General features: G+C 71.6%; 23 protein-coding genes. 15 read left to right on the top strand and 8 right to left on the bottom strand.

Annotated elements, in window-relative coordinates:
* Positions 1–71: 71 nt before the first annotated feature.
* On the top strand, positions 72–1,343 hold the full coding sequence (locus tag D3272_RS21325) for a Gfo/Idh/MocA family protein (protein WP_129221229.1): 1,272 nt from the start codon (positions 72–74) through the stop codon (positions 1,341–1,343).
* Between the two features lie 49 nt (positions 1,344–1,392).
* Here D3272_RS21325 and D3272_RS21320 read toward each other — a convergent pair whose 3' ends face one another.
* Both D3272_RS21320 and D3272_RS21315 read right to left on the bottom strand, forming a co-directional pair.
* Entirely contained in the window at positions 1,393–2,595 is a 1,203-nt protein-coding gene (locus D3272_RS21320; protein ID WP_165361456.1) for a DUF2336 domain-containing protein, read from the bottom strand.
* Positions 2,596–2,903: 308 nt separating this feature from the next.
* Positions 2,904–3,515: a nitroreductase family protein gene (locus tag D3272_RS21315; protein ID WP_428978008.1), complete on the bottom strand. Its 612-nt coding sequence runs from the start codon at positions 3,513–3,515 to the stop codon at positions 2,904–2,906.
* Positions 3,516–3,633: 118 nt separating this feature from the next.
* On the opposite strand from D3272_RS21315, the gene D3272_RS21310 reads away from it, so the two are divergent.
* From D3272_RS21310 to D3272_RS21280, 7 genes are all read left to right on the top strand, one after another.
* On the top strand, positions 3,634–4,641 hold the full coding sequence (locus D3272_RS21310) for a hypothetical protein (RefSeq protein ID WP_129221227.1): 1,008 nt from the start codon (positions 3,634–3,636) through the stop codon (positions 4,639–4,641).
* Positions 4,642–4,715: 74 nt separating this feature from the next.
* Positions 4,716–4,952, top strand: coding sequence for an Lrp/AsnC ligand binding domain-containing protein (locus tag D3272_RS21305; protein WP_129221226.1), 237 nt, complete (start codon positions 4,716–4,718; stop codon positions 4,950–4,952).
* Between the two features lie 130 nt (positions 4,953–5,082).
* Positions 5,083–6,372 carry an ABC transporter substrate-binding protein gene (locus D3272_RS21300; RefSeq protein ID WP_129221225.1) on the top strand — a complete coding sequence of 430 codons (1,290 nt, stop codon included), beginning with the start codon at positions 5,083–5,085 and terminating at the stop codon, positions 6,370–6,372.
* 33 nt (positions 6,373–6,405) lie between these two features.
* Positions 6,406–7,350: a carbohydrate ABC transporter permease gene (locus tag D3272_RS21295; protein ID WP_129221224.1), complete on the top strand. Its 945-nt coding sequence runs from the start codon at positions 6,406–6,408 to the stop codon at positions 7,348–7,350.
* On the top strand, positions 7,347–8,174 hold the full coding sequence (locus D3272_RS21290; RefSeq protein WP_129221223.1) for a carbohydrate ABC transporter permease: 828 nt from the start codon (positions 7,347–7,349) through the stop codon (positions 8,172–8,174). The genes D3272_RS21295 and D3272_RS21290 overlap by 4 nt, the downstream gene beginning before the upstream one ends.
* 4 nt (positions 8,175–8,178) lie before the next feature.
* The gene (locus tag D3272_RS21285) at positions 8,179–9,339 is read left to right on the top strand and encodes an ABC transporter ATP-binding protein (RefSeq protein ID WP_129221222.1); all 1,161 of its coding nucleotides are present in this window, start codon (positions 8,179–8,181) and stop codon (positions 9,337–9,339) included.
* 52 nt (positions 9,340–9,391) lie between these two features.
* Positions 9,392–11,086: an alpha-glucosidase gene (locus tag D3272_RS21280; RefSeq protein WP_129221221.1), complete on the top strand. Its 1,695-nt coding sequence runs from the start codon at positions 9,392–9,394 to the stop codon at positions 11,084–11,086.
* A 111-nt stretch (positions 11,087–11,197) separates the two neighbouring features.
* On the opposite strand, the gene D3272_RS21275 is transcribed toward D3272_RS21280, so the two are convergent.
* Together D3272_RS21275 and thiE are read right to left on the bottom strand one after the other, a co-directional pair.
* Positions 11,198–11,446: a DUF6489 family protein gene (locus D3272_RS21275; RefSeq protein ID WP_129221220.1), complete on the bottom strand. Its 249-nt coding sequence runs from the start codon at positions 11,444–11,446 to the stop codon at positions 11,198–11,200.
* Positions 11,447–11,601: 155 nt separating this feature from the next.
* Positions 11,602–12,243, bottom strand: coding sequence for a thiamine phosphate synthase (thiE, locus tag D3272_RS21270; protein WP_129221219.1), 642 nt, complete (start codon positions 12,241–12,243; stop codon positions 11,602–11,604).
* 206 nt (positions 12,244–12,449) lie between these two features.
* Between thiE and D3272_RS21265 the strand changes: the two genes are divergently transcribed.
* Together D3272_RS21265 and D3272_RS21260 are read left to right on the top strand one after the other, a co-directional pair.
* Positions 12,450–14,603: a sodium-translocating pyrophosphatase gene (locus D3272_RS21265; protein WP_129221218.1), complete on the top strand. Its 2,154-nt coding sequence runs from the start codon at positions 12,450–12,452 to the stop codon at positions 14,601–14,603.
* Positions 14,604–14,728: 125 nt separating this feature from the next.
* Positions 14,729–15,160: a CBS domain-containing protein gene (locus D3272_RS21260; protein WP_129221246.1), complete on the top strand. Its 432-nt coding sequence runs from the start codon at positions 14,729–14,731 to the stop codon at positions 15,158–15,160.
* A 31-nt stretch (positions 15,161–15,191) separates the two neighbouring features.
* Here D3272_RS21260 and hisI read toward each other — a convergent pair whose 3' ends face one another.
* The gene (gene hisI, locus D3272_RS21255; RefSeq protein ID WP_129221217.1) at positions 15,192–15,608 is read right to left on the bottom strand and encodes a phosphoribosyl-AMP cyclohydrolase; all 417 of its coding nucleotides are present in this window, start codon (positions 15,606–15,608) and stop codon (positions 15,192–15,194) included.
* A 76-nt stretch (positions 15,609–15,684) separates the two neighbouring features.
* Here hisI and D3272_RS21250 point away from each other — a divergent pair, with 76 nt between their 5' ends.
* Together D3272_RS21250 and yidD are read left to right on the top strand one after the other, a co-directional pair.
* Positions 15,685–16,146, top strand: a complete 462-nt coding sequence (locus D3272_RS21250) for an iron-sulfur cluster assembly scaffold protein (RefSeq protein ID WP_129221216.1) — start codon at positions 15,685–15,687, stop codon at positions 16,144–16,146.
* 7 nt (positions 16,147–16,153) lie between these two features.
* The gene (gene yidD / locus D3272_RS21245) at positions 16,154–16,492 is read left to right on the top strand and encodes a membrane protein insertion efficiency factor YidD (RefSeq protein ID WP_428978007.1); all 339 of its coding nucleotides are present in this window, start codon (positions 16,154–16,156) and stop codon (positions 16,490–16,492) included.
* On the opposite strand, the gene D3272_RS28230 is transcribed toward yidD, so the two are convergent.
* Positions 16,456–17,400 carry a hypothetical protein gene (locus tag D3272_RS28230; RefSeq protein ID WP_207210274.1) on the bottom strand — a complete coding sequence of 315 codons (945 nt, stop codon included), beginning with the start codon at positions 17,398–17,400 and terminating at the stop codon, positions 16,456–16,458. The two genes, yidD and D3272_RS28230, sit on opposite strands and share 37 nt — an antisense overlap.
* Positions 17,401–17,650: 250 nt before the next feature.
* Between D3272_RS28230 and D3272_RS27475 the strand changes: the two genes are divergently transcribed.
* Both D3272_RS27475 and thrS read left to right on the top strand, forming a co-directional pair.
* The gene (locus D3272_RS27475) at positions 17,651–17,797 is read left to right on the top strand and encodes a hypothetical protein (protein ID WP_165361455.1); all 147 of its coding nucleotides are present in this window, start codon (positions 17,651–17,653) and stop codon (positions 17,795–17,797) included.
* A 156-nt stretch (positions 17,798–17,953) separates the two neighbouring features.
* Complete coding sequence (thrS, locus tag D3272_RS21235; RefSeq protein WP_129221215.1) at positions 17,954–19,921, top strand: threonine--tRNA ligase; 1,968 nt, start codon at positions 17,954–17,956, stop codon at positions 19,919–19,921.
* Positions 19,922–19,931: 10 nt separating this feature from the next.
* Here thrS and D3272_RS21230 read toward each other — a convergent pair whose 3' ends face one another.
* Positions 19,932–20,537: an Ivy family c-type lysozyme inhibitor gene (locus D3272_RS21230; protein WP_129221214.1), complete on the bottom strand. Its 606-nt coding sequence runs from the start codon at positions 20,535–20,537 to the stop codon at positions 19,932–19,934.
* A gap of 143 nt (positions 20,538–20,680) precedes the next feature.
* Here D3272_RS21230 and D3272_RS21225 point away from each other — a divergent pair, with 143 nt between their 5' ends.
* Complete coding sequence (locus tag D3272_RS21225; RefSeq protein WP_129221213.1) at positions 20,681–21,313, top strand: outer membrane protein; 633 nt, start codon at positions 20,681–20,683, stop codon at positions 21,311–21,313.
* Between the two features lie 3 nt (positions 21,314–21,316).
* Here D3272_RS21225 and thiL read toward each other — a convergent pair whose 3' ends face one another.
* Entirely contained in the window at positions 21,317–22,291 is a 975-nt protein-coding gene (thiL, locus tag D3272_RS21220; RefSeq protein ID WP_129221212.1) for a thiamine-phosphate kinase, read from the bottom strand.
* Positions 22,292–22,359: the final 68 nt, after the last annotated feature.

The raw sequence follows: 22,359 nt of genomic DNA, 5'->3' as shown, positions 1-22,359 counted from the left end.
TGACCGGCCCGGGACCGCGACACCGGAATGCGACGTTGGCGGGACGACCCCTCCCTGCCGAGACCGCGCCCATGTCCGAGACCAACCGCCGCCAGATCCTGAAACTCGCCGCCGCAGCCGCGGCGGCCGGCGCGACGCTCGCGCCCGGCGCGGCCCGGGCCGCCGAGGCCGCCGTGGACACCGGCAGCGTCGAGGGCGGCGCCGTGCGCTTCCCGACCTGGACGGCGCCGACCGAACGCCCCGCCGCGCCTCCGCCGGCGCCTCTCCCGCCCGGCGAGCGGGTGGGGTTCGCCGTGCTGGGCCTCGGGCGTCTCGCCCTGGAGGAGATCCTGCCGGCCTTCGGCGAGGCCAAGAAGGCGCGGCTCGTCGCCCTGGTGTCGGGCACGCCCGACAAGGCGAAGCTGGTCGCCCGCCAGCACGGCATCGCCCCGGAGGCCGTCTACGGCTACGGCGACTGGGACAGGATCAAGGCCGATCCCGCCATCCAGGCCGTCTACGTGGTGACGCCGAACGCCCTGCACCGCGAGGCCGTCGTGGCGGCGGCGGCGGCGGGCAAGCACGTGCTGTGCGAGAAGCCGATGGCGACCAGCGTCGCCGACTGCCAGGCCATGATCGATGCCTGCGCGGCGGCGAAGCGCCACCTGATGATCGCATACCGCTGCCAATACGAGCCCTACAACAGGGCCGTGCAGGAGCTGGTGCGCGACGGGCGCCACGGCCGGGCGCTGCTCTACGATGCCGTCAACACCCAGAACATGGCGGCTCCCACCCAGTGGCGTTTCGTCAAGTCGCTGGCGGGCGGCGGAGCCCTGCCGGACATCGGCCTCTACTGCCTCAACGGGGCGCGGTTCATCACCGGCGAGGAACCCGTCGAGGTCTTCGGCCACACCTATTCCACGCCCGGCGACCCGCGCTTCCGCGAGGTGGAGGAGCAGGTCACCTTCACGATGCGGTTCCCGAGCGGATTCGTGGCCAATTGCGCGGCCTCCTACGGGCTGCACGAGAACCGCAGGCTCGGGATCGGCCTGCCGGGCGCCGCGGTGGCCTTCGACAACGCCTTCGCCTACACGGGCCAGCGGCTGCAGGTCGCCCAGCGCGACGGGCAGGCCGAGACGGTGGTCGACCGGCGGCTCGCGGCCAAAAACCAGTTCGCGCTCGAGCTCGACCACATGGCCGAGTGCATCCTCACAGGCCGCCGCCCGCGCACGCCGGGCGAGGAAGGCCTGGCGGACCAGCGCATCATGGACGCCATCTACCGTTCGGCCGAGACCGGACAGCCGGTCGCCCTGCCGAAGGTAGATGGGCTCGACACCACGCGCGGCCCGGCGCTCGACGCCGCCTAGCGGAGCCGATGCCGCCCAGCGGGGCCGACGCCGCCCAGCGGGGGCCGGATCAGGCCGCGACCGCGAGGTCCAGCACCACGTCGAAGCGCGGCTCGGTGCGGCGGAAGGCGGGTCCCGAGGCGGTGAACGGGGGCGCCGAGATCGGCGGAACGGGCGGGGCGGCGCGGACCTCGTCCCGCGCGGCCTCGGCCTCGAAGCGCCGCAGGAGCGCCAGCAGCCCCGGAACCGGACGGTCGCCCCCCTGGTCGTAGCTGGCGATGGCCCGCGTCACGACCTCCCGTCGCAGGCGCTTCTGCGCCTGTACGCCGTCCGGCCGCCGCCCCTCCAGCGCCGCCCGGATGACGGGCAGCAGCCCGTCCTGGAGCCCGGCGCTCCGCACCAGGGCCGCGAAGGCGAGCCCCTCGGGGCGGCGTACCAGCCCGGCAACGCGGCCCGGCCCTTGGCCGGCCAGTTCGGCCAGGGAAGCCTCGAAGAAGGGCGTGTCGCCGCTCATGAGGGCGCGCAGCACCAGCGCGGGGGTGAGGTGGCCCGAGCGGCGCAGATGTGCCACGAAGCGGGGCCGGTCCTCCTGGCCGGCGAGCGACACGGCCGCACGCGCGCCGGCATCGCCGGCGACGCGGCGGGCCCGGTCGGGCGCCATCCAGCCGCAATCGGAGACGAAACGGCGCAGCGCTTCGGCGGTGGCGACCACGAGGTCGTAGCGGAGCGCCGGGTCCAGCCCCGGGCGATGGCCCAGGGCTTCCCGCACGTCGCCGTCCCGGCCGAAGCGCTCGAGGATCCGCCCGAACGTGACTTCGGCCAGCACCGCATCGTGGTTGCCGCAGAGCACCAGGACGGCGTCGCGGCTCGCCACCTCCGCCAGCGCGCCGGCGACGGCGGCCGACAGGCCCGGCCGGGCCGCGATGGCGCTCTGCGCCTCGGTCTCGCCGAGGGCGGCGGCGTCGATCAGCTCCGCGTCGGACAGGATCGGCGACCGGCCCAGCACCACGGCGGCGATGTCGGGCTGGTCGGCCGCCAGGGCCGACACGATGTGGTGGGGGGCGTGAGCGGCACCGGCGAGCGCTTCGGCCAGCGACCGGCGGACCAGGGGCGAGGGATCGTCGAGCAGGCAGGTCATCGACCGCTCGAGTTCGCCCGCCTCGATCGGGTCGATGTCGGCATAAAGGAAGGCGCGGGCGAGGTCCCGGGCGGCATCGGCGCGCTCGCCCGCCGAAGCACGATCGGCCCAGGTCAGGAACTGGCGGTTCAGCATGGGATCTCCGCGGAACGTCGGTCCGGCTAGACCCTCAGAATCTCCATCCGTGGTAAATAATCGGTTAACCCATGTTAGAGCGCACCCGCCTCGGCGCATCCGCTCCGGGCCTGCGGCGTGCGCGCCGTCGTCGCGGAGGGAGCTTCAGGGAGATCGCGGGACGGCGGGACGGCCCATCCTATTTCGGCGCGTGTCGGGCCCTCGCCGACACACGCCTGCGCGACGCCCGCCGACTCCCGGGCGCCCACAGGCGCAGGTTGCAGGTGTCCTGCAACGACGGCCTGACGGGCTCCGGCGGTCCCGCCGGCTCAGAAGCGCGTGACGAGCTCGGCCAGCACGGGCCTGACCCGGTCCTCCACGGCGACGGTGGGACGGCCGATGTGGACGAAGCCGGCGAAGCGCTCCTGCGGCGTCAGGCCCAGCGCCGCCGCCACCTCCGCGTCGTAGCTGTACCATTCGGTGAGCCAGGCCGTGACGAAGCCGAGCGCGTTAGCGGCCACGACGAGGTTCATGGACACGGCGCCGGCCGACATCACCTGCTCCCATTCGGGGATCTTGGCGTGGGGCGCGGCGCGCGACACGACCGCCACCACGGCCGGGGCGTGCGTCAGCCGCCGGCGCTCGAGCGCGAGCCTGTCGGGCGTGGCGGCGGGGTCCCGCCCGGCATGGACGGCCGCGATGGCCTCGCCGGCCCGGTCGCGGCCCTCGCCCTCGAACACGATGAAGCGCCAGGGCGCAAGCTTGCCGTGGTCCGGCACGCGGGCCGCCAGGGACAGGATGGTGTCCATCTCGGCGGCCGTCGGGCCGGGCCCCGTCATGGTGAGGGGCGGAACCGAGCGGCGGCGGCGGAGCAGCGCGACGGCGTCGGGCACGGCTGCCGACAGGGTCGCGGAGGCGGGATCGGGCGAAGGTTCGGTCATGGCGCTTGCAAAGCACGGCCGTCCGGCCGCATCAAGGCGGGGGCGCCCGGCGCCTTGATGCCGGCGGAATGCTGCGTCATGGGCCCGCCCGTCCCCCCGCTGTCCCGGCCCGCCCCCGATGCTTCGCCCCGCCCAGATCACGCTCCTGCCGGCCGCATCGCTCGCGGCCCTGCTGACGCTCGCCGTGGGCGTCCCCGCAGCATCGGCGCAGGAGGTCCAGCCCGTGCCGGCGAAGCCGCCCCTGCCCGGCCAGGTCGCCCCGCCGGGCCTGCCGGCGCCGCAGGTGCAGTCCGCCGCGCCCGGCCCCGGGACGGCCGGGGAAACGCCGAAGCCCGGCCACGGCATCCTGCACCTGTCGGCGACCCTCACGGCCGACCCGCCGCTGGTGCGCAGCGGCCTGCAATGGCGCGTCTTCGCCGATGCGGCCCAGCCCGACGGCACCCACAAGGTGGTGGCCCAATCGGCCGACGCGCAGCCGAGCTTCGACCTGCCGGACGGCCGCTACATCGTCCACGCCACCTACGGCTATGCCGGCACGATGAAACGCGTCGACATCGCCGACCGGGTGTCGAGCGAGCGCTTCAACCTCAACGCCGGCGCGATCGAGGTGGACGGCACGCTCGGCGACGCCGCCATCCCGGCCGACCGGCTGTCGATCGCCATCTACGTGCCGGACCACAACAATCCCGAAGCCAAGCTCGTGGTGGCGGCCGCCAAGCCCGGGCAGGTGGTCTGCCTGCCCGAAGGCAGCTACCACATCGTGTCGACCTATCTCGACACCGAGGGCGTCGGCTCGCTGACGCCGGTCTCGAGCACCAACTCGACCGTGGCGGCCGACCTGCGGGTGCAGGCCGGCAAGCTCCTGCAGGCCACCGTGAAGCACCGCGCCGCCATGCTGACCCTCAAGCTCGTCAAGGCCCCGGGCGGCGAGGCCCTCGCCAACACCTCCTTCACGGTGCTGACCCCCGGCGGCGACGTCATCCGCGAACTGATCGGCGCCTTCCCGTCGCTGGTGCTGGCGGAGGGCGACTACGTCGCCATCGCCCGCCACGACGGCCGGACCTTTCAATCGGAGTTCAAGGTCCAGTCCGCCCGCGACAGCGACGTCGAGGTGATGGCCCATTGACGGCGGCTTCGCCGCAGATGGCTTCGCCGCAACCGCCCGTCGCGGCCGGCCGCGCCTCTCACAGGAATCCGCCCATGCAGTGCTTCTTCGTCCAGATCAAATGCGCCCTCGGCCGCACCTACGCGGTGGCGAGCGCGCTGGCCGAGGCCGAGATCGCCTCCGAGATCTATTCCATCGCGGGCGACTACGACATCCTGGCGAAGTTCTACGTGCCGAAGGAGACCGACATCGGCCATTTCGTCGGCGAGAAGGTGCAACCGATCCCCGGCATCGCCGACACCCGCACGGTCATCACCTTCAAGGCCTTCTGAAACTCGAGGCGTTCCAAACCCACCGCTGGGTTGCGATTTAGGGCTGGCCGGGCGGCCGGATCCGTTGCAACATGGCGCGAGCGACATCATCGGCGTGCAACGACCGGTGAGCGTAGGTGGAGGACGGGCCATGGCTTGGAACGCAGCATGCGGCACCGCATTCGCGGCTCTGCTGACGATCGCCGGAGTCGCCGCCACGTCCCGCCCGGCCCAGGCCGACACGGTGTCGATCGCCTGCGGGGCGGTCGGCCAGGAACTCGATGTCTGCCGCAAGCTGTCCGACGCCTGGGCTCGGAACACCGGCAACAGCGTCAACGTGGTGTCGACGCCCAACTCGACGACCGAGCGCCTGGCGCTCTACCAGCAGCTGCTGGCGGCGGGGTCGCCCGACATCGACGTCTTCGAGATCGACGTGATCTGGCCCGGCATCCTGGGCTCGCACTTCATCGACCTCGCCCCCTACACCAAGGGCGCCGAGAAGGACGCTTTCCCGGCCATCCTGGAGAACAACACGCGCGACGGGAAGCTCGTCGCCATGCCGATCTACACCGATGCCGGGCTGCTGTACTACCGCAAGGACCTGCTCGAACGATACGGCGAGGCGGTTCCGGCCACCTGGGAGGCGCTGACGACGACGGCGCGCAAGATCCAGGACGGCGAGCGTCGGGCCGGCCAGGCCGGCCTGTGGGGCATCGTGTTCCAGGCCAAGGCCTACGAGGGGCTCACCTGCGACGCGCTGGAATGGATCGCCAGCTACGGCGGCGGCACGGTGGTGGCGCCGGACGGCAAAATCACAATCGACAATCCCCGGGCCGCCCAGGCCCTCGACATGGCGGCGGGCTGGATGAAGGACCTCGCGCCCCAGGGCGTGCTCAACTATTCGGAGGAGGAGACCCGCGGCGTCTTCCAATCCGGCCATGCCGTGTTCATGCGCAACTGGCCCTACGCCTGGCCGCTGTCGCAGAGCGAGGGCAGCCCGGTGAAGGGCAAGGTGGGGGTGACGGTGCTGCCGGCGGGGCCGGCACCGGACGGGCGCCACGCCGCGGCGCTCGGCGGCTGGCAGTTCGCCGTGTCGCGGTATTCGAAGCACCAGGCCCTGGCGGCCGACCTCGTCGTCTTCATGACGTCGAAGGCGTCCGCGCGCCAGTGGGCCCTGCAGGGCGGCTACTTTCCGGCCATCCCGGCCCTGTACCAGGACCCGGAACTCCTCGCCGCCAATCCGTTCTTCAAGGATCTGCTTCCCGCCTTCACCTCGGCGGTGGCGCGTCCCTCGACGGCGACGGGCGGCAAGTACAACCAGGTCAGCGACGCCTTCTGGAACGCCGTGTCGGACACGCTGACCGGCAAGGCGACGGCCAAGGACAGCCTCGCGAGCCTCCAGGCTCGGCTGAACCGGTTGAGCCGGGGCGGCAGGTGGTGACGCGCGGGCGGGCCTGAACCGCAGGAGCCCCGCATGGCCGCCGTCCCCGTCGCCTGCACCCAGGACCGCGCCCCCGCCCCGCCCACCCTGGCGGAGAGCCGGGTCCGCGCCGCCTGGCTCTTTCTCGCCCCCCTCGTCGTCCTGATGGTGCTGGTGGCGGGCTGGCCGCTGTGCCGCACGCTGTGGTTCAGCCTGACCGACGCGGACCTCAAGGACCTCGGGGCCGCGCGCTTCGTCGGGCTCGACAACTACACCGGCGAGTTCGGCGTGCTGCGCGACCCGGACTGGTGGCGGGCCGTCGGCAACACGCTGTTGTTCGCCGGCGTCTCGGTCGCGATCGAGACTCTGCTGGGCCTCGTGGTGGCGCTGGTCCTCGATGCGGATTTCCCGGGCCGCTCCGTCGTGCGCGCTGCCGTGCTGGTGCCCTGGGCCATCCCCACGGTCGTGTCGGCGAAGATGTGGGCCTGGATGCTGAACGACCAGTTCGGCGTCATCAACCATGTTCTCATGACGACGCACCTGATCTCGCAGCCCCTGGCCTGGGTGGCGGACCCGTCGCTGGCCCTCGGGTCGGTGATCGCCGTCGACGTGTGGAAGGCGACGCCCTTCATGGCGCTGCTCATCCTGGCCGCCCTGCAGATGCTGCCGACGGATTGCTACGAGGCCGCGCGGGTCGACGGCATCCACCCCGTCACGGTGTTCGTCCGGGTGACGCTGCCCCTCATCCGCCCGGCCCTGATGGTGGCGGTGATCTTCCGCGCCCTCGACGCCCTGCGCGTCTTCGACCTCGTCTACGTGCTCACGTCGAACAGCAGGGACACGATGAGCATGTCGATCTACGCGCGCCAGCAGCTCGTCGATTTCCAGCAGGTCGGCCTCGGCTCCGCGGCCGCTACGGTGCTGTTCGGCACGGTGGCGCTGTGCACGGCGCTCGCCATCACGCTCGGCCGCGTCCGTCTTGAAGGCGCCGCCGGATGAGGCGCGTCCTGCCCCGCCTCGGGCTCTACGGGCTCGCCTCGCTCATCGTGCTCTACTCGGTGTTCCCGTTCTACTACGCGATCGTGTCGTCGCTGAAGACCGGGCAGCAGCTCTTCGACCCGGGACTGATCCCGCCGCAGATCCAGTTCGACAATTACGCCGCCGTCCTGGGCCAGGGTGTCTTCCTGCTGGACCTGTTCAACTCGGTCGTGGTGGCGGTCGTGGTGGTGGCGGTGTCGCTCGGCGTCGGCGTCACGGCCGCCTACGCGCTGGGGCGGGTGCGGTTCCGGGGCCGCAAGCTGCTGCTGCTGAGCGTGCTCGGCGTGTCGATGTTCCCGCAGGTGGCGGTGCTGTCGGGGCTGTTCGAGCTGATCCGCGCCCTCGGCCTCTACAATTCGCTGCCGGGCCTGATGCTGGCCTACCTCATCTTCACCCTGCCCTTTACGGTGTGGGTGCTGACGACCTTCATGCGCGAACTCCCCAAGGAACTCGAGGAGGCGGCCATCATGGACGGCGCGACCCCCTGGGTCATCGTGCGCCGGGTGTTCCTGCCGCTGCTCTGGCCCGCGCTTGTCACCACGGGCCTGCTGGCCTTCATCGGCGCCTGGAACGAGTTCCTCTACGCCCTCACCTTCACGCTCAGCCCCGAGCAGCGCACCGTGCCGGTCGCCATCGCGCTGCTCAGCGGTGCCAGCCAGCACGAGCTGCCCTGGGGCCCCATCATGGCAGCCTCGGTCGTCGTCACCGTTCCGGTGGTGGCGCTCGTGCTGGTCTTCCAACGCCGCATCGTGTCGGGCCTCACGGCCGGCGCCGTGAAAGGATGAGGGCATGGCGGAGATCAGGCTGCGCAACGTCAACAAGCGGTTCGGCGGCGTCCAGGTCATCAACGACGTGTCGCTCGACATCGCCGACGGGGAGTTCTGCGTCTTCGTCGGGCCCTCGGGCTGCGGCAAGTCCACGCTGCTGCGCATGGTGGCGGGGCTCGAGGAGATCACCACGGGCGAACTCGACATCGGCGGCAAGCGCGTCACCCGCCTGCCGCCCTCGGCCCGCGGCGTGGCGATGGTCTTCCAAAGCTACGCCCTCTACCCGCATATGACGGTTTACGACAACATGGCCTTCGGGCTGCAGCTCGCCCGGACCGGCAAGCCCGACATCGACGCCCGCGTCCGCAGGGCGGCCGACATCCTGGCGCTCGGCCCGCTGCTGCAGCGCCTGCCGAAGGAGCTGTCCGGCGGGCAGCGTCAGCGCGTCGCGATCGGGCGGGCGATCGTCCGTTCGCCCGGCGTCTTCCTGTTCGACGAACCCCTGTCGAACCTCGATGCGGCCCTCCGCGTCCAGACCCGGATCGAGATCGCGAAGCTGCACGCCAGCCTGCGCGCCAGCATGATCTACGTCACGCACGACCAGGTCGAGGCCATGACGCTGGCCGACAGGATCGTGCTGCTGAACGCCGGCGAGGCGATGCGGCGCGACGGCTCCATCGCCCAGGTCGGCCGGCCGCTCGATCTTTATCACCGCCCCGCCAACCTCTTCGTGGCGGGCTTCATCGGCTCGCCCGGGATGAACGTCCTGCCGGCCACGCTGGCCGGTGCCACGCCCGAGCGCGCCGAATTGGTGCTGCGCGACGGCACGCGGGCGAGCGCGCGCGTCGACGCCACGACGCTGCCCGCGGACGCGACCGTGACGCTCGGCATCCGGCCCGAACACGTCGGCCTCGCGCCAGCCGACGGCACCAGCGCGCTGGCGGGGCGCGCCAGCCACGTCGAACAGCTCGGCGAAGCGTCCTACCTCTACCTCGAGACGCCCGCGCGCGACGGCTTCCTCACCGTGCGCCAGGGCGGCGACACGGGTGTCGCGCCCGGCGACGCGGTCGCGGTGACGCTGCCCGAAGCCCATTGCCACGTCTTCGGGCCGGACGGACGCGCGGTGCCGCGGCACCTGACGGCCGGGCCGACCGGCCGACCCGGATCGGCGGGCGTGCATTGAAGGACGAGACCCGGCCACCGCCCCGCCGCCCCCGACCACGAGGATCGACCCCATGAGCCAGCACCGGACCGCGCAGCCCCGTCCCGCCTGGTGGAAGGACGCGGTCGTCTACCAGGTCTACCCGCGGTCCTTCCGGGATTCGGACGGGGATGGGGTCGGCGACATCCGCGGCATCGTCGAGAAGCTCGACTACCTGCAGGACCTCGGCGTCACGGTCGTGTGGCTGTCGCCGGTCTACCTGTCGCCCAACGACGACAACGGCTACGACATCAGCGACTACCGCGACATCGACCCGCAATTCGGCACGCTGGCCGATTGGGACGCGCTCGCGGCCGGCCTGCATGCCCGCGGCATGAAGATCGTCATGGACCTCGTGGTCAACCACAGTTCCGACGAGCACCCGTGGTTCGTGTCGGCCCGCGCGTCGAAGAGCAGCCCGTACCGGGACTATTATATCTGGCGCGAGGGCCGCGACAACGCCGAACCCAACAACTGGGCGGCCATCTTCGGCGGCTCGGCCTGGGAGTGGAACGAGGCCACCGGCGACTATTACCTCCACCTCTTCTCGAAGAAACAGCCCGACCTGAACTGGGAAAGCCTGGGGCTGCGCGCCGCCGTCTACGACATGATGCGCTGGTGGCTCGACCGCGGCGTCGACGGCTTCCGCATGGACGTCATCAACGCCCTGTCGAAGGTGCAGAGCTTTCCGGACGGGCCGAACCCCGATGGACGCCGCTACGTCTTCGCGCCGGAATTCTTCATGCAGGGCCCCCGCCTGCTGGAGTTCTACGCCGAGATGAAGCGCGAAGTCCTGTCGCACTACGACCTCATGACGGTGGGCGAGGCGGCGCTCGGCACCGTCGACCACGCCGTGGCGGTGACGGACGCCGACACCGGCTATCTCGACATGGTGCTGTCCTTCGAACACGTCGACATCGACATGGAGAAGCATGGCTTCGCGACGAAGTGGCACCGCGTGCCCTTCCGGCCGGAGCGGCTGAAGGCCGTGCTGACACACTGGCAGTCCGCTATGGCGGAGCGCGGCTGGAACAGCCTCTACCTCAACAACCACGACCAGCCCCGCGCCGTGTCGCGGTTCGGCGACGACACCCGCTACCGGCGCGAATCCGCCACCATGCTGGCGACCTGCCTGCACCTCCTGCGCGGCACGCCCTTCGTCTACCAGGGCGAGGAGATCGGCATGACCAACATGCCCTTCGCCGCCATCTCGGAGTTCCGCGATCTCGAATCGCTCAACGGCTACCGCGACCTCGTCGACAATCAGGGGATCGCCCCGGACGCGGCGCTGGACAAGCTGCGGTTCCGCTCGCGCGACAATGCCCGCACGCCGATGCAGTGGGACGGCTCGCCCGGAGCCGGCTTCACCGACGGCACGCCCTGGATCGGCATCAACCCCAACCACGCCACCGTCAACGTGGCGGCAGAGCGCGACCAGCCGGGCTCGGTGCTCAACCACTACCGCGCGCTCATCGCGCTGCGCAAAAGCCATCCCGTGGTGGTCGACGGCCGCTACGACCTCGTCGCCGACACCGACCCCCGCCTCTGGGCCTATACGCGCAGTCTCGCCGGGACGCGGCTCCTCGTCTTGTGCAGTTTCGCGCCCGACGCCATCCCGCTGCCGGAGATCGCCGACACGGCCCGCAGCCTGCTGCTCGGCAACTACCCCGACGACGCCGCGGCCGAACTGAGGCCGTACGAAGCAAGGGTTTACGTCCTGGAGCCGTGAGCCTCGCGGCACCCTCGGCGCCGGGGCTCTCGAACTCGGGCCTTGATGCACTCCGGAAACGCTGGACGATCGCTCCAGGTTTGCGGTCAAGAGGCCCTCACGCCTGCAGGATCAGCCCTTGGGGCGGTTCATGCCGGTGAACATCATCTTGGAGAAGGCCTGCTGGAACTGCTCGGGCGTCTGGGCGAACATGGACAGCCAGCTCTTCAGCACGCCATCGGGCGAAAACCGGTCCATCTCGGCCAGCATCTTCTTTTCGACCTCCGCCATGATGGTGGCCTGGATGGGCTGGACGTCCGGGAGGCCGAAGAACTGACGCGCTTCGAGCGGCGTGCAATCGACTTCGAGCGTGCATTTCATGGCGCTGTCCTTCTCCCGTCGGGTCCGCTCGTCGCGCGGGGACGGAGAACGGTCACCGGTGCACGGTAAGCGATGCTGAACCCGTCGGAGGTCGCGTGCAAGGCCCGCCGAGGCCGGCACCGGCGTCGTCCACCGTTGCGCGGGATAGGCGGGCGTCAGCCCGCTTCCGCCGCCCAGGCCGCCCTGAAGGCCCGCGCCGCGGCCTCCGGGTCCTCGGCCGCCATGATGGCGCTGACGACGGCGACGCCGCTCGCCCCCTCCTCGACCAGCATCGGAACGTCGTCGGGCTTGATGCCCCCGATGGCCAACACCGGCTTCGTTGTCATGCGGCGCAGCTTGGCGAAGCCGCCGAAGCCCAGCGGCGTCGCGGCGTCGGGCTTGGTCTTCTGCGGGTGGAGGGGCCCGATCCCGAGATAGTCGGCGGCGCCGGCATCCTCCCGGCCCATCTGCTCGGCATCGGTGATGGACAGGCCGATCAGCCGGTCGGGGCCGACCAGCGCCCGCACGGCCGCGACCGGCAGGTCGGTCTGGCCCACATGCACGCCATCGGCCCCGACCGCGAGCGCGATGTCGGCCCGGTCGTTGATGATGAGCGGCACGCCGTGGTCGGACAGGAGCCGCTTCAGGGCGCGGGCCTCCTCGATGAAGGCCCGGGTGGTGGCGACCTTCTCGCGGAGCTGCACCATGGTGACGCCGCCCATCACGGCGCGCATCGCCACCTCGACGAGCGACCGCCCGTGGGCGAGGCCCCGGTCGGTCACGAGGCAGAGCCGATAGTGCGAAGGGTCGAAGGGCATGGTCGGGCTCCGGCGGTCGTCGGACGAACGAACGGGCGCGCGGGTTGGTTTCGCGACCGGCCCGCCGGCGCCCCTCAAGCCTGTTGCGGAGGGGTCGCGTCCGTCGCATCCTCGCCGTCAACGGGGCGCGCCGGACGGCAATCGGCGGTGTCGCCCCGACATGAGGGCGCGTCGAAGCGGCGCGCCCCGCGGGGAGGCGAGGCACGATGAATCCGATCTGGCTCATCATTCTGTCCGGCATCTTGGCGGTCGCCTACGGCGCCGTCACCATCACCCAGGTCATGGCGGCCGATCCCGGCACGCCGCGCATGCAGGAGATCGCCGGCGCCATCGCGGAGGGCGCCCAGGCCTATCTGCGGCGGCAGTACCTCACCATCGGCGTCGTCGGACTCGTCATCGTGGTGGGGCTCGGGTTCCTGCTGTCCTGGCCCGTGGCGGTCGGCTTCCTCGTCGGCGCAGTCCTGTCGGGCGCCGCCGGCTTCATCGGCATGAACGTGTCGGTGCGGGCCAACGTCCGCACCGCGCAGGCGGCGTCCCGCTCCCTCGCGGGCGGGCTCGACATCGCCTTCAAGTCCGGCGCCGTCACCGGCATGCTGGTGGCGGGCCTCGCCCTGCTCGGAGTCGCCGGCTATTACGCGGTGCTGACCGGCCCGCTCGGCCACGGCATCGGCCCCGACAACACGCTCGACCGCGAGGTGATCGACGCCCTCGTGGCGCTGGGCTTCGGGGCCTCGCTCATCTCCATCTTCGCGCGGCTCGGCGGCGGCATCTTCACCAAGGGCGCGGATGTCGGCGCCGACCTCGTCGGCAAGGTCGAGGCCGGCATCCCGGAGGACGACCCGCGCAACCCCGCCACCATCGCCGACAACGTCGGCGACAATGTCGGCGACTGCGCCGGCATGGCGGCCGACCTCTTCGAAACCTATGCCGTGACGGTGGTGGCCACCATGGTCCTGGCGTCGATCTTCTTCGCGGGCGCGCCGGTGCTGGGCGCCATGATGGTGTATCCGCTGGCGATCTGCGGCACCTGCATCGTGACGTCGATCCTCGGCACCTATTTCGTCCGCCTCGGCGCCGGCAATTCCATCATGGGGGCGCTCTACAAGGGGCTGGTCGTCACCGGCCTCCTGTCGGTCGCCGGCCTCGCCGTCGCGACCCAGACCGTCACGGGCTGGGGCCTCGTCGGCGCGGTCGCCGGGCGCGACATCACGGGGCTGCACCTGTTCTATTCCGGCCTCGTCGGGCTGGTCGTCACCGGCCTCATCGTCGTCATCACCGAATATTACACCGCCACCGGCAAGCGCCCGGTCGTGTCCATCGCCCAGGCCTCCGTCACGGGCCACGGCACCAACGTGATCCAGGGCCTGGCGGTGTCGCTGGAATCCACCGCCCTGCCGGCGCTGGTCATCATCGCCGGCATCATCTCGACCTACGAGCTCGCCGGCCTCTTCGGCACCGCCATCGCCGTCACCACCATGCTGGGGCTCGCCGGCATGATCGTGGCGCTCGACGCCTTCGGCCCCGTCACCGACAATGCCGGCGGCATCGCCGAAATGGCGGGCCTGCCCAAGGACGTGCGCCATTCGACCGACGCGCTCGACGCCGTCGGCAACACCACCAAGGCCGTCACCAAGGGCTACGCCATCGGCTCGGCCGGCCTCGGCGCGCTGGTGCTCTTCGCCGCCTATTCCAACGACCTCGCCTTCTTCACCGCGCACGGCGACACGATCCCGTATTTCCGCGACGTCGGCACGGTCTCGTTCGACCTGTCGAACCCCTACGTGGTGGCGGGGCTGATCTTCGGCGGCCTCATCCCCTACCTCTTCGGCGGCATCGCCATGACGGCGGTGGGCCGCGCCGCCGGGGCGGTGGTCGAGGAGGTGCGGCGCCAGTTCAAGGAGAAGCCCGGCATCATGGCGGGAACGGACCGACCCGACTACGGCCGCGCCGTCGACATGCTGACGCGCGCCGCCATCCGCGAGATGATCGTGCCCTCGCTCCTGCCGGTCCTGGCGCCCTTCGTGGCCTATTTCGGCGTGCTGTTCCTGTCGGGCTCCAAGGCTTCGGCCTTCGCGGCGCTCGGCGCCATGCTGCTCGGCGTCATCGTCAACGGGCTCTTCGTCGCCATCTCGATGACGTCGGGCGGCGGCGCCTGGGACAATGCCAAGAAGAGCTTCGAGGACGGCTTCGTCGACAAGCTCGGCGTGCGCCACCTCAAGGGTTCGGAGGCCCACAAGGCTTCCGTCACGGGCGACACGGTCGGCGACCCCTACAAGGACACGGCCGGCCCGGCCGTGAACCCCGCCATCAAGATCACCAACATCGTCGCGCTGCTGCTCTTGGCGATCCTCGCCCATTGATCCGGCCAGGCAAGTAGAAGCACGCCCGTTTGGGCTTGCGGGGCGCGGCGGAGAGGCTCATGCTGCGCTCCACCAAGTGGATCTGCCCGCAGGCGGGACGGGTCCGGCACCGGGGGAGGCCGAACATGTCGACGCTGTCGCTGATTCTGTCGCAGAAGGGCCGCGACGTGGTGACCACGGCGCCGCACCGCACCGTCCGCGAGGTCGCCAAGGTCCTGCACGACAAGGCCATCGGCGCCGTGGTGGTGACGGGCGCGGACGGCATCGTGCTCGGCATCTTCTCCGAGCGCGACGTCGTCAAGGTGCTGGCGCTGGGCGCCGATGCGCTCGACGATTCGGTGTCCAAGCACATGACGTCGCGCGTCGTCACCGCCACCGAGGACACCGGGGTGCTCCAGCTCATGGAGCGCATGACGGAAGGCCGCTTCCGCCACATCCCGGTCGTCGAACACGACCGCCTCAAGGGCCTCGTCTCGATTGGCGACCTCGTGAAGTACCGCATCGCCGAGATCGAGACCGAGCGCCAGGCGATGCTGGACTATATCGGCACGGCGTGAATCGGCGCCGCGCCGGGACGGCGGCGCCGGCTCAGTCCTCCGCCGGCGTCAGCGTGCTGCCGTCGCGCGCGACGACGCGGTAGAAACAGGTCGCCCGGCCGGTGTGGCAGGCGCCGCCGTCGCCCCCCACCGTCACCCGCGCCAGCAGCACGTCCTGGTCGCAGTCGACCCGCAGCTCGACGAGGTGCTGGAGCTGCCCGGACGTGTCGCCCTTGCGCCAGAGCGCGCCGCGCGAGCGTGACCAGTAGTGCACGATGCCGCTGTCCAGCGTGCGCCGCAGGGCCTCGGCGTTCATGTGCGCCACCATGAGCACCCGCTCGTCCGCGGCCCGCACCGTCACGCAGGTGATCAGGCCGGCGGCGTCGAACCGGGGTGTGAACCGCCGGGTCTCCTCCACGGTGTCGGCCGCCGCCCCGTCGCGTCCCGCGTTCGCCCGCTCGCCCGTCATGCCGCCCTCCGGTCTCGCGGGCCCGGCCCGCCGCCCCTATATAGGGGTTCACCGAGGCGCAGTCCGCGAAACGTCCATGCTCAGCGACATCTACAACAAGCGCATCCTCGAACTCGCCGCCAACCTGCCGCGCATCGGCCGGCTGGAAGCGCCCGACGGGAGCGCGACCGCCCATTCCAAGCTCTGCGGCTCCACCGTCACGGTGGATGTGGCGCTCGGCCCGGACGGGCGGGTGGCGGATTTCGCCCATGACGTGAAGGCCTGCGCGCTGGGGCAGGCCTCCTCCGCCATCATGGCCGGCCAGGTGATCGGGGCGGATGCCGCAGACCTGCGCGGACTGCGCGACGCCATGCGGGCCATGCTGAAGCAGAATGCCGCGCCGCCGGCCGGGCGCTGGGCGGAATGCGCCGTCCTGGAGCCGGTCCGCGACTACAAGGCCCGGCATGCCTCGACGCTGCTGACCTTCGACGCCACGCTCGAGGCGGTGGAGAAGGCGCTGGCGGCCCGCATGCCCGCGCCCCTGCCGGCCGCCGGCTGAACCCCGCGTGGCGCGCCTGTCGCTGCCCCGGCGCGGCGTGCTGCTGGCGATCCGCGCCTACCAGCTGACCGCCTCTTCGGTGCTGGGCCGGCGCTGCCGCTTCCTGCCCACCTGTTCCGACTATGCCGCCGAAGCGGTGGTCCGCCACGGCGTGTGGCCCGGCGCCTGGATGGCGACGGCCCGGCTGTGCCGCTGCCATCCCTTCGGGGCCTGGGGCTACGATCCCGTGCCGCTCACCTGCGCGGCCGTTCCGGCCACGCGGCCCTGGCGCTACGGCGTGTGGCGCATGCCGGCCGCGGCCGCCGAGGATCAGGACCGCGCGAGCAGCAGCGCCGCAAGGCCGTAGATGCGCGCCCGCGCGTCGCCCGGCAGGCCGTGCAGCACGGCGAGGTAGGTGCGGCCGATGTCGCACAGGCGCGCGTCCGGCAGCGGCGTCTCGGGCGTGGTCCCGTCGATCAGCAGGCCGATCTCGGCGGGCGACAGGCCACGGGCGGCGAGGCCCGCCGTCAGGCCGTTCAGGTCCGCCGCCGTGGGGGCGGCCCGGTCGCGGTGCTGGCCACGCCCATCCGTGATGGCGTCGAGCGTGCGGTCGGCGAGCGTCGCCACGAGGCCGCGATGCGCCTCGGTGAAGTCCGCCAGGGAGGCATCGGCCATGCCGTAGAGGAAATCGACGCATTGGCGCGCGTTGAGCGGCGCCAGCCCCTCCAGCACGGCCGATCGCGCGTCGAAGAAGCGGTCGAGCGCCGGAGGATCGGCCTCGGCCGCCAGCACGCCCTGCGACTGTTCGAGGTCGCGGAGCGCCTCCCAGATGGCGGCGGTGGCGCGAGGCGGCGGGGCCGAACCGTGGTCGAGCCGCTTCACCAGGGCGCCGTAGTCGCGCGGGAAGTCGGTCCTGAGCCGGTCGTAGAACCCCGAGAATTCCGGAACCTGCGCCAGGAGCGCTTCGGCCGGCGCTTCGACAGGCGACGGGGTCGCGGCAGGCGACGAGGTCGCGGCGGGTGCCGGAGCCGCCGCTTCCAGGGACGGCGCCGGCGCGACCGGCACGGGGGCGGGCTGCGGCACCGGGGCGGGATCGGCCGGCATGGGGAGCGACGCGACGGCTCCGGGCGCCGGGGACTGCATGGCGCCACGCAGCAGCGCGAGGGGTTTCGGCGCGGCGGGACGGGGCTCCGGCCCGGGCACCACGGATCGCCACCCCACGATGCCGAGGACGCCGGCCGCGAGGACCAGAAAGACGAGGCGGAGCGCGTTCATGGTGTGGGCTTCGTTGACGCGCCGAGCCTAGCCCAGGCCGGGCCGCCCGCAAAGGTGGCCGGCTCCCAGGCTCCGCCGATGCGCCGATGTGGCGACTTTTCAGGCACTGCCGTCACGATGTGCGGACCGAAGCGGCAGGATGGCAAAAGATCTGAGCATAGTCCCGCGAGATCGGCTATCATGTCGGCACGGGGTGAAACAGGGGGCTGGAGAGAGTGCGGCAGCACCCCCGGCCCGGAGGGTGCCGGTCATGCAGGGATTCGCGGGATCGTCCTACGCGCTCTTCGCGCTCGTCTGGGGGCTCTTCTGCCTCGTCTCGGGCGCGCTGGTGACCGACACGATGCTGCGGCAGGCGCCCGCGCCGCGCCGGAGGGAGCCGTCCGACACCGCGCCATGACGGCAGGCCATGACGGCCGGCCGGCGGCCCGCCGCCCCGATTGCACTCGCCGTCCCGATGCTGTAGCGCGTCTGGCTCCCGCGCCGGGCCTCCGCCCGCCCGGTGCCCCCGCTTACGCCGACCTGTTTCGGCGACTGAGCTTCGAGGAGCACGGCCTTGATCACCCTCACGTTTCCCGACGGCGCCACGCGCCAGTACCCCGCCGGCACGAGCGGTCTCGACGTCGCCAAGGCGATCTCGCCCTCGCTGGCCAAGCGGACCGTGGCGCTGGCCCGCGACGGCGTCGTGGTGGACCTGTCCGACCCGATCGACGGCGATAGCGCGGTCGAGTTCCTGAACCGGGACGACCCCCGCGCCCTGACGCTGATCCGCCACGACGCCGCCCACGTGCTGGCCGAGGCCGTGCAGGAGCTGTTCCCCGGCACCCAGGTGACGATCGGCCCGGTGATCGAGGACGGCTTCTACTACGACTTCTTCCGCGACACGCCGTTCACGCCGGACGACTTCGCCGCGATCGAGAAGCGCATGCGCGAGATCGTGGCGCGCGACCGCCCCTTCACCAAGGAGGTGTGGAGCCGCGACGAGGCGAAGGCCTTCTTCGAGACGCGCGGCGAAGCCTTCAAGGTGGAGCTGGTCGACGCCATCCCGGCCGACCAGGACCTCAAGATGTACCGCCAGGGCGAGTGGATCGACCTTTGCCGCGGCCCCCACATGACGTCCACCGGCAAGGTCGGCACGGCCTTCAAGCTGATGAAGGTGGCGGGCGCCTATTGGCGCGGCGACTCGAACAACCCCATGCTGTCGCGCATCTACGGCACCGCCTTCGCCAAGCAGGACGACCTCGACGCCCACCTCAAGCGCCTGGAGGAGGCGGCCCGGCGCGACCACCGCCGCCTCGGCCGCGAGATGGACCTGTTCCACTTCCAGGAGGAAGGTCCCGGCACGATCTTCTGGCACCCGAAGGGCTGGAGCCTGTTCCAGACGCTGATCGGCTACATGCGCCGTCGCCAGGAGCAGGCCGGCTACATCGAGGTCAATACCCCGATGATCCTCGACCGCTCCCTCTGGGAAACGTCGGGCCATTGGCAGACCTACCGCGACAACATGTTCGTGACGACGACCGAGGACGAGCGCGTCTTCGCCCTGAAGCCGATGAACTGCCCGGGCCACGTGCAGATCTTCAAGAACGGCCTGAAGAGCTACCGCGACCTGCCGCTCAAGGTCGCCGAATTCGGCACCGTCCACCGCTACGAGCCGTCCGGTGCCCTGCACGGCGTCATGCGGGTGCGAGCCTTCACGCAGGACGACGCCCACATCTTCTGCACCGACGAGCAGATCATGGCCGAGTGCATCAAGGTTAACGACCTGATCCTCTCCATCTACGCCGATTTCGGCTTCGACGACGTGACCATCAAGCTGTCGACGCGGCCCGAGAAGCGGGTCGGCTCGGACGAGGTGTGGGACAAGGCCGAGGAGGCGCTCGGCCGGGTGATCGAGAACGTCGCGGCGCGCGGCATCCCGACGTCGGTCAACCCCGGCGAGGGCGCCTTCTACGGGCCGAAGCTCGAATACGTGCTGCGCGACGCCATCGGCCGCGACTGGCAATGCGGCACGCTGCAGGTGGATTTCAACCTGCCGGGCCGGTTCGGCGCCTTCTACATCGGGCCGAGCAGCGAGAAGGTGACGCCCGTCATGCTGCACCGGGCCATGTTCGGCTCGCTGGAGCGCTTCACCGGCATCCTGATCGAGCATTTCGCCGGCCACATGCCGCTGTGGCTGTCGCCCGTGCAGGTGGTGGTGGCGACCATCACCGAGGAAGCCGACGACTACGCGCTGGAGCTGATCGCCGAGGCGCGCCGCATGGGCCTGCGCGTCGAGGGCGACCTGCGCAACGAGAAGATCAACTACAAGGTCCGCGAGCATTCGCTGGCCAAGATTCCCGTGCTGCTCGTCGCCGGCCGCAAGGAGGCCGCCGAGCGCACCGTCTCGATGCGCCGGCTCGGCTCGCCGAACCAGACCTCCGGCACGGCCGAGGCCGTGCTGGCGGCCCTCGTCGAGGAAGCGGTGGCGCCCGACCTGCGCCGCCCCATAAAGGCGGCGGCCGTGGCGGAGGCGGCGGAGTAGCCGAATCGCGCTACTTCGGCGCCGCTGGGGTGGCCTGAACGGGCTCGGGCGTCGCCGGAGCCGCAGGGGCGGCGGGCGCCGCCGGAGGAGCCGCAGGGGCGGCGGGCGCGACTGGAGCCACGGTGACGGCAGGCGAGGCCGGAGCCGCGGGCGCGGTTGGAGCTGCAGGGGTGGCGGGCATGGCCGGAGCCGCAGTGGCTTGGGCCGGAGCCGCCGCCGCCGCCGTTTCCAATGCCTTGGCCTGTGGGCCCTTGGGTTCGCCCAGCATCACGGGCGGCTGGCCGTCCTCGACCAGCGCGGCCCAGACCCGGGCCCCACGCGGCGCCCAGAGCACGTCGATCCTGTTGTCCGCGCAGGCATCCACCCGGCACACCCGGTCGAGGCGGTAGGGCGTGCCTCCGACATTTACGGTCTTCATGGGACCGGCCGTGCCCGCCCCCTGCACCGAGATGGCCTTGACCCAGTCCGGGACCGTCTTTGGCTTCACCAGCCGGGCGAAGTTGCCCTTGTAGGGCTGCAGCGCCAGCACGTCGAAAATATAGGGCTCGGGCTCGGCCGCCCGGGTCGGGAGCGGGGCGGCGAGAACTGTGAGCAGCGCGAGGGCAACGAATCGCATGACGGGGTCCCGGGACGCTTCGGATCGGAACGAAGTGTCGCCGCTGCCTAGTGTCAGGGCAAGCCGGCTCCCCCGGCCGGCCTTGCTTCCGCCCAGCACCCCGGGCAAAGCTGAAGCTCCATGACGTGTCGGAGTGTTCGACGATGAGGCGCGCGCTGATGCTGGCGGCAGTTCTGGCGGCGGGTATCCCCGCGGCGGCCCGGGCCGCCGAACCCCTGCCGCTGCTGATCGCCGTGCCGCCCCCGGCCACGACGCCGTCCCTCGCCGCGACGGCCGCCGCCCCCCTGCCCGGCATGGCGCTCGACCCGCAGGTGCCGGAGTCGATCTACCACGGGCTCTACATCGGCTCCGAAATCGTCGGCGTCGGCGGCCGAGGCATCAAGGGCGGCATCGGCGGCTACGTCTACGCCGGCTACGACCGCGTCCTGTCCAACGGCATGCTGCTCGGCCTCCAGGGCACGACCGGCTACACGCCGTCGGTCTGGGGCCGGCCGGGCCTCAAGGGATTCGATTTCGGCGAGGCCAGCGCGCAGGTCGGCTATCCGATGGGCCGCGTCACGCCCTTCGTCACGGCGGGGCTGCTCGTCGCCAGGCCCGTCGTTGGGCCGGGCCTCGTCGGCGGCACCACGGACAGTGTCAACGACCTGATGAACGGCGCCGGCAACCTTTATGCCGCGCCCCGGGTCGGGGCCGGCTTCGCCTATGCGCTCACCGGCAACACCACCCTTGCCTTCGACGTCACGGTCGGCCGCGGCCTCGCCTCCGGCCTGCCCTGACGCTCAGAAATGGCTGAAGGAGCCGCGCGCGAACGCCTTCGGCGTGCCGCCGCGGTCGCGGAACAGCGCCGGCCCCGAGCCGGCGACCACTCGGCCGATGGCCGCCACCGGCACGCCCGCCGCCGCCGCCGCCGCCTCGTAGGCCTCGGCCTCGCCCTCGGGCACGCTCGCCAGGATCTCGTAATCGTCACCGCCCGTCACGGCGATGTCGAAGGCCGCCGCGTCCCCGTCACAGGCGCGCCGCGCCGCGGGCGACAGCGGAACCGCCGCGAGGTCCACCTCGGCCGAGGCGCCGGACGCCCGCATCATCTTGGCGAGGTCCCCCACCAGCCCATCGGAAACGTCCATGGCGCCCGAAGCGTGCCGGCGCAGCGCGTCGCGCAGGGCCAGGCGCGGCTGCGGATGGAGGTAGCGGTCGAGGAGGTGCTCGTTCCCGGGCGCTGCGGCGCCGCGGCCGAGCCGCAGCTGCAGCCCGAGCGCGGCATCGCCGATGGTGCCCGACACGTAGAGCCGGTCGCCTGCGCGGGCTCCGGTGCGCGGCACCATGCGGCCGGCCGGCACGGCGCCGAAGGCCGTGATCGACAGGGTCAGGGCGCCGGCAGCCTTCACGGTGTCGCCGCCGAGCAGCGGGCAGGCGAACCCGGCCGCGTCCTCGCCGAGCCCCCGCGCGAAGTCCTGCAGCCAGTCGGCGGTCCAGCCGGCCGGCAGCGCCAGCGCCAGCGTGAAGCCGAGCGGCTCCGCGCCCTTGGCGGCGAGGTCGGACAGGTTCACCCGCAGGGCCTTGCGGGCGATGCTGGCGGGCGGATCCTCGGCGAAGAAATGCCCGCCCGCCACCAACGCGTCGACCGTGACGACGAGGTCCTGTCCGGGCGGCGGCACCACGACGGCCGCATCGTCCTTCAGCCCGAGCCCGCCCGGCCCCGCGATGGGGGCGAAGAAGCGGGCGATCAGGCTGTCTTCGTCGAGGGGCGGCACCATTCGGATCCTGGCTCGGCGTTCGGTGGTGGGGTGCATTCACGCGGGCGGCGACGCGGGAGCGGGTCCGA

The organism is Lichenibacterium ramalinae (genome assembly GCF_004137085.1).
Classification (GTDB): Bacteria; Pseudomonadota; Alphaproteobacteria; order Rhizobiales; family Beijerinckiaceae; genus Lichenihabitans; species Lichenihabitans ramalinae.
This window is presented reverse-complemented; position numbering and strand designations above follow the sequence as displayed.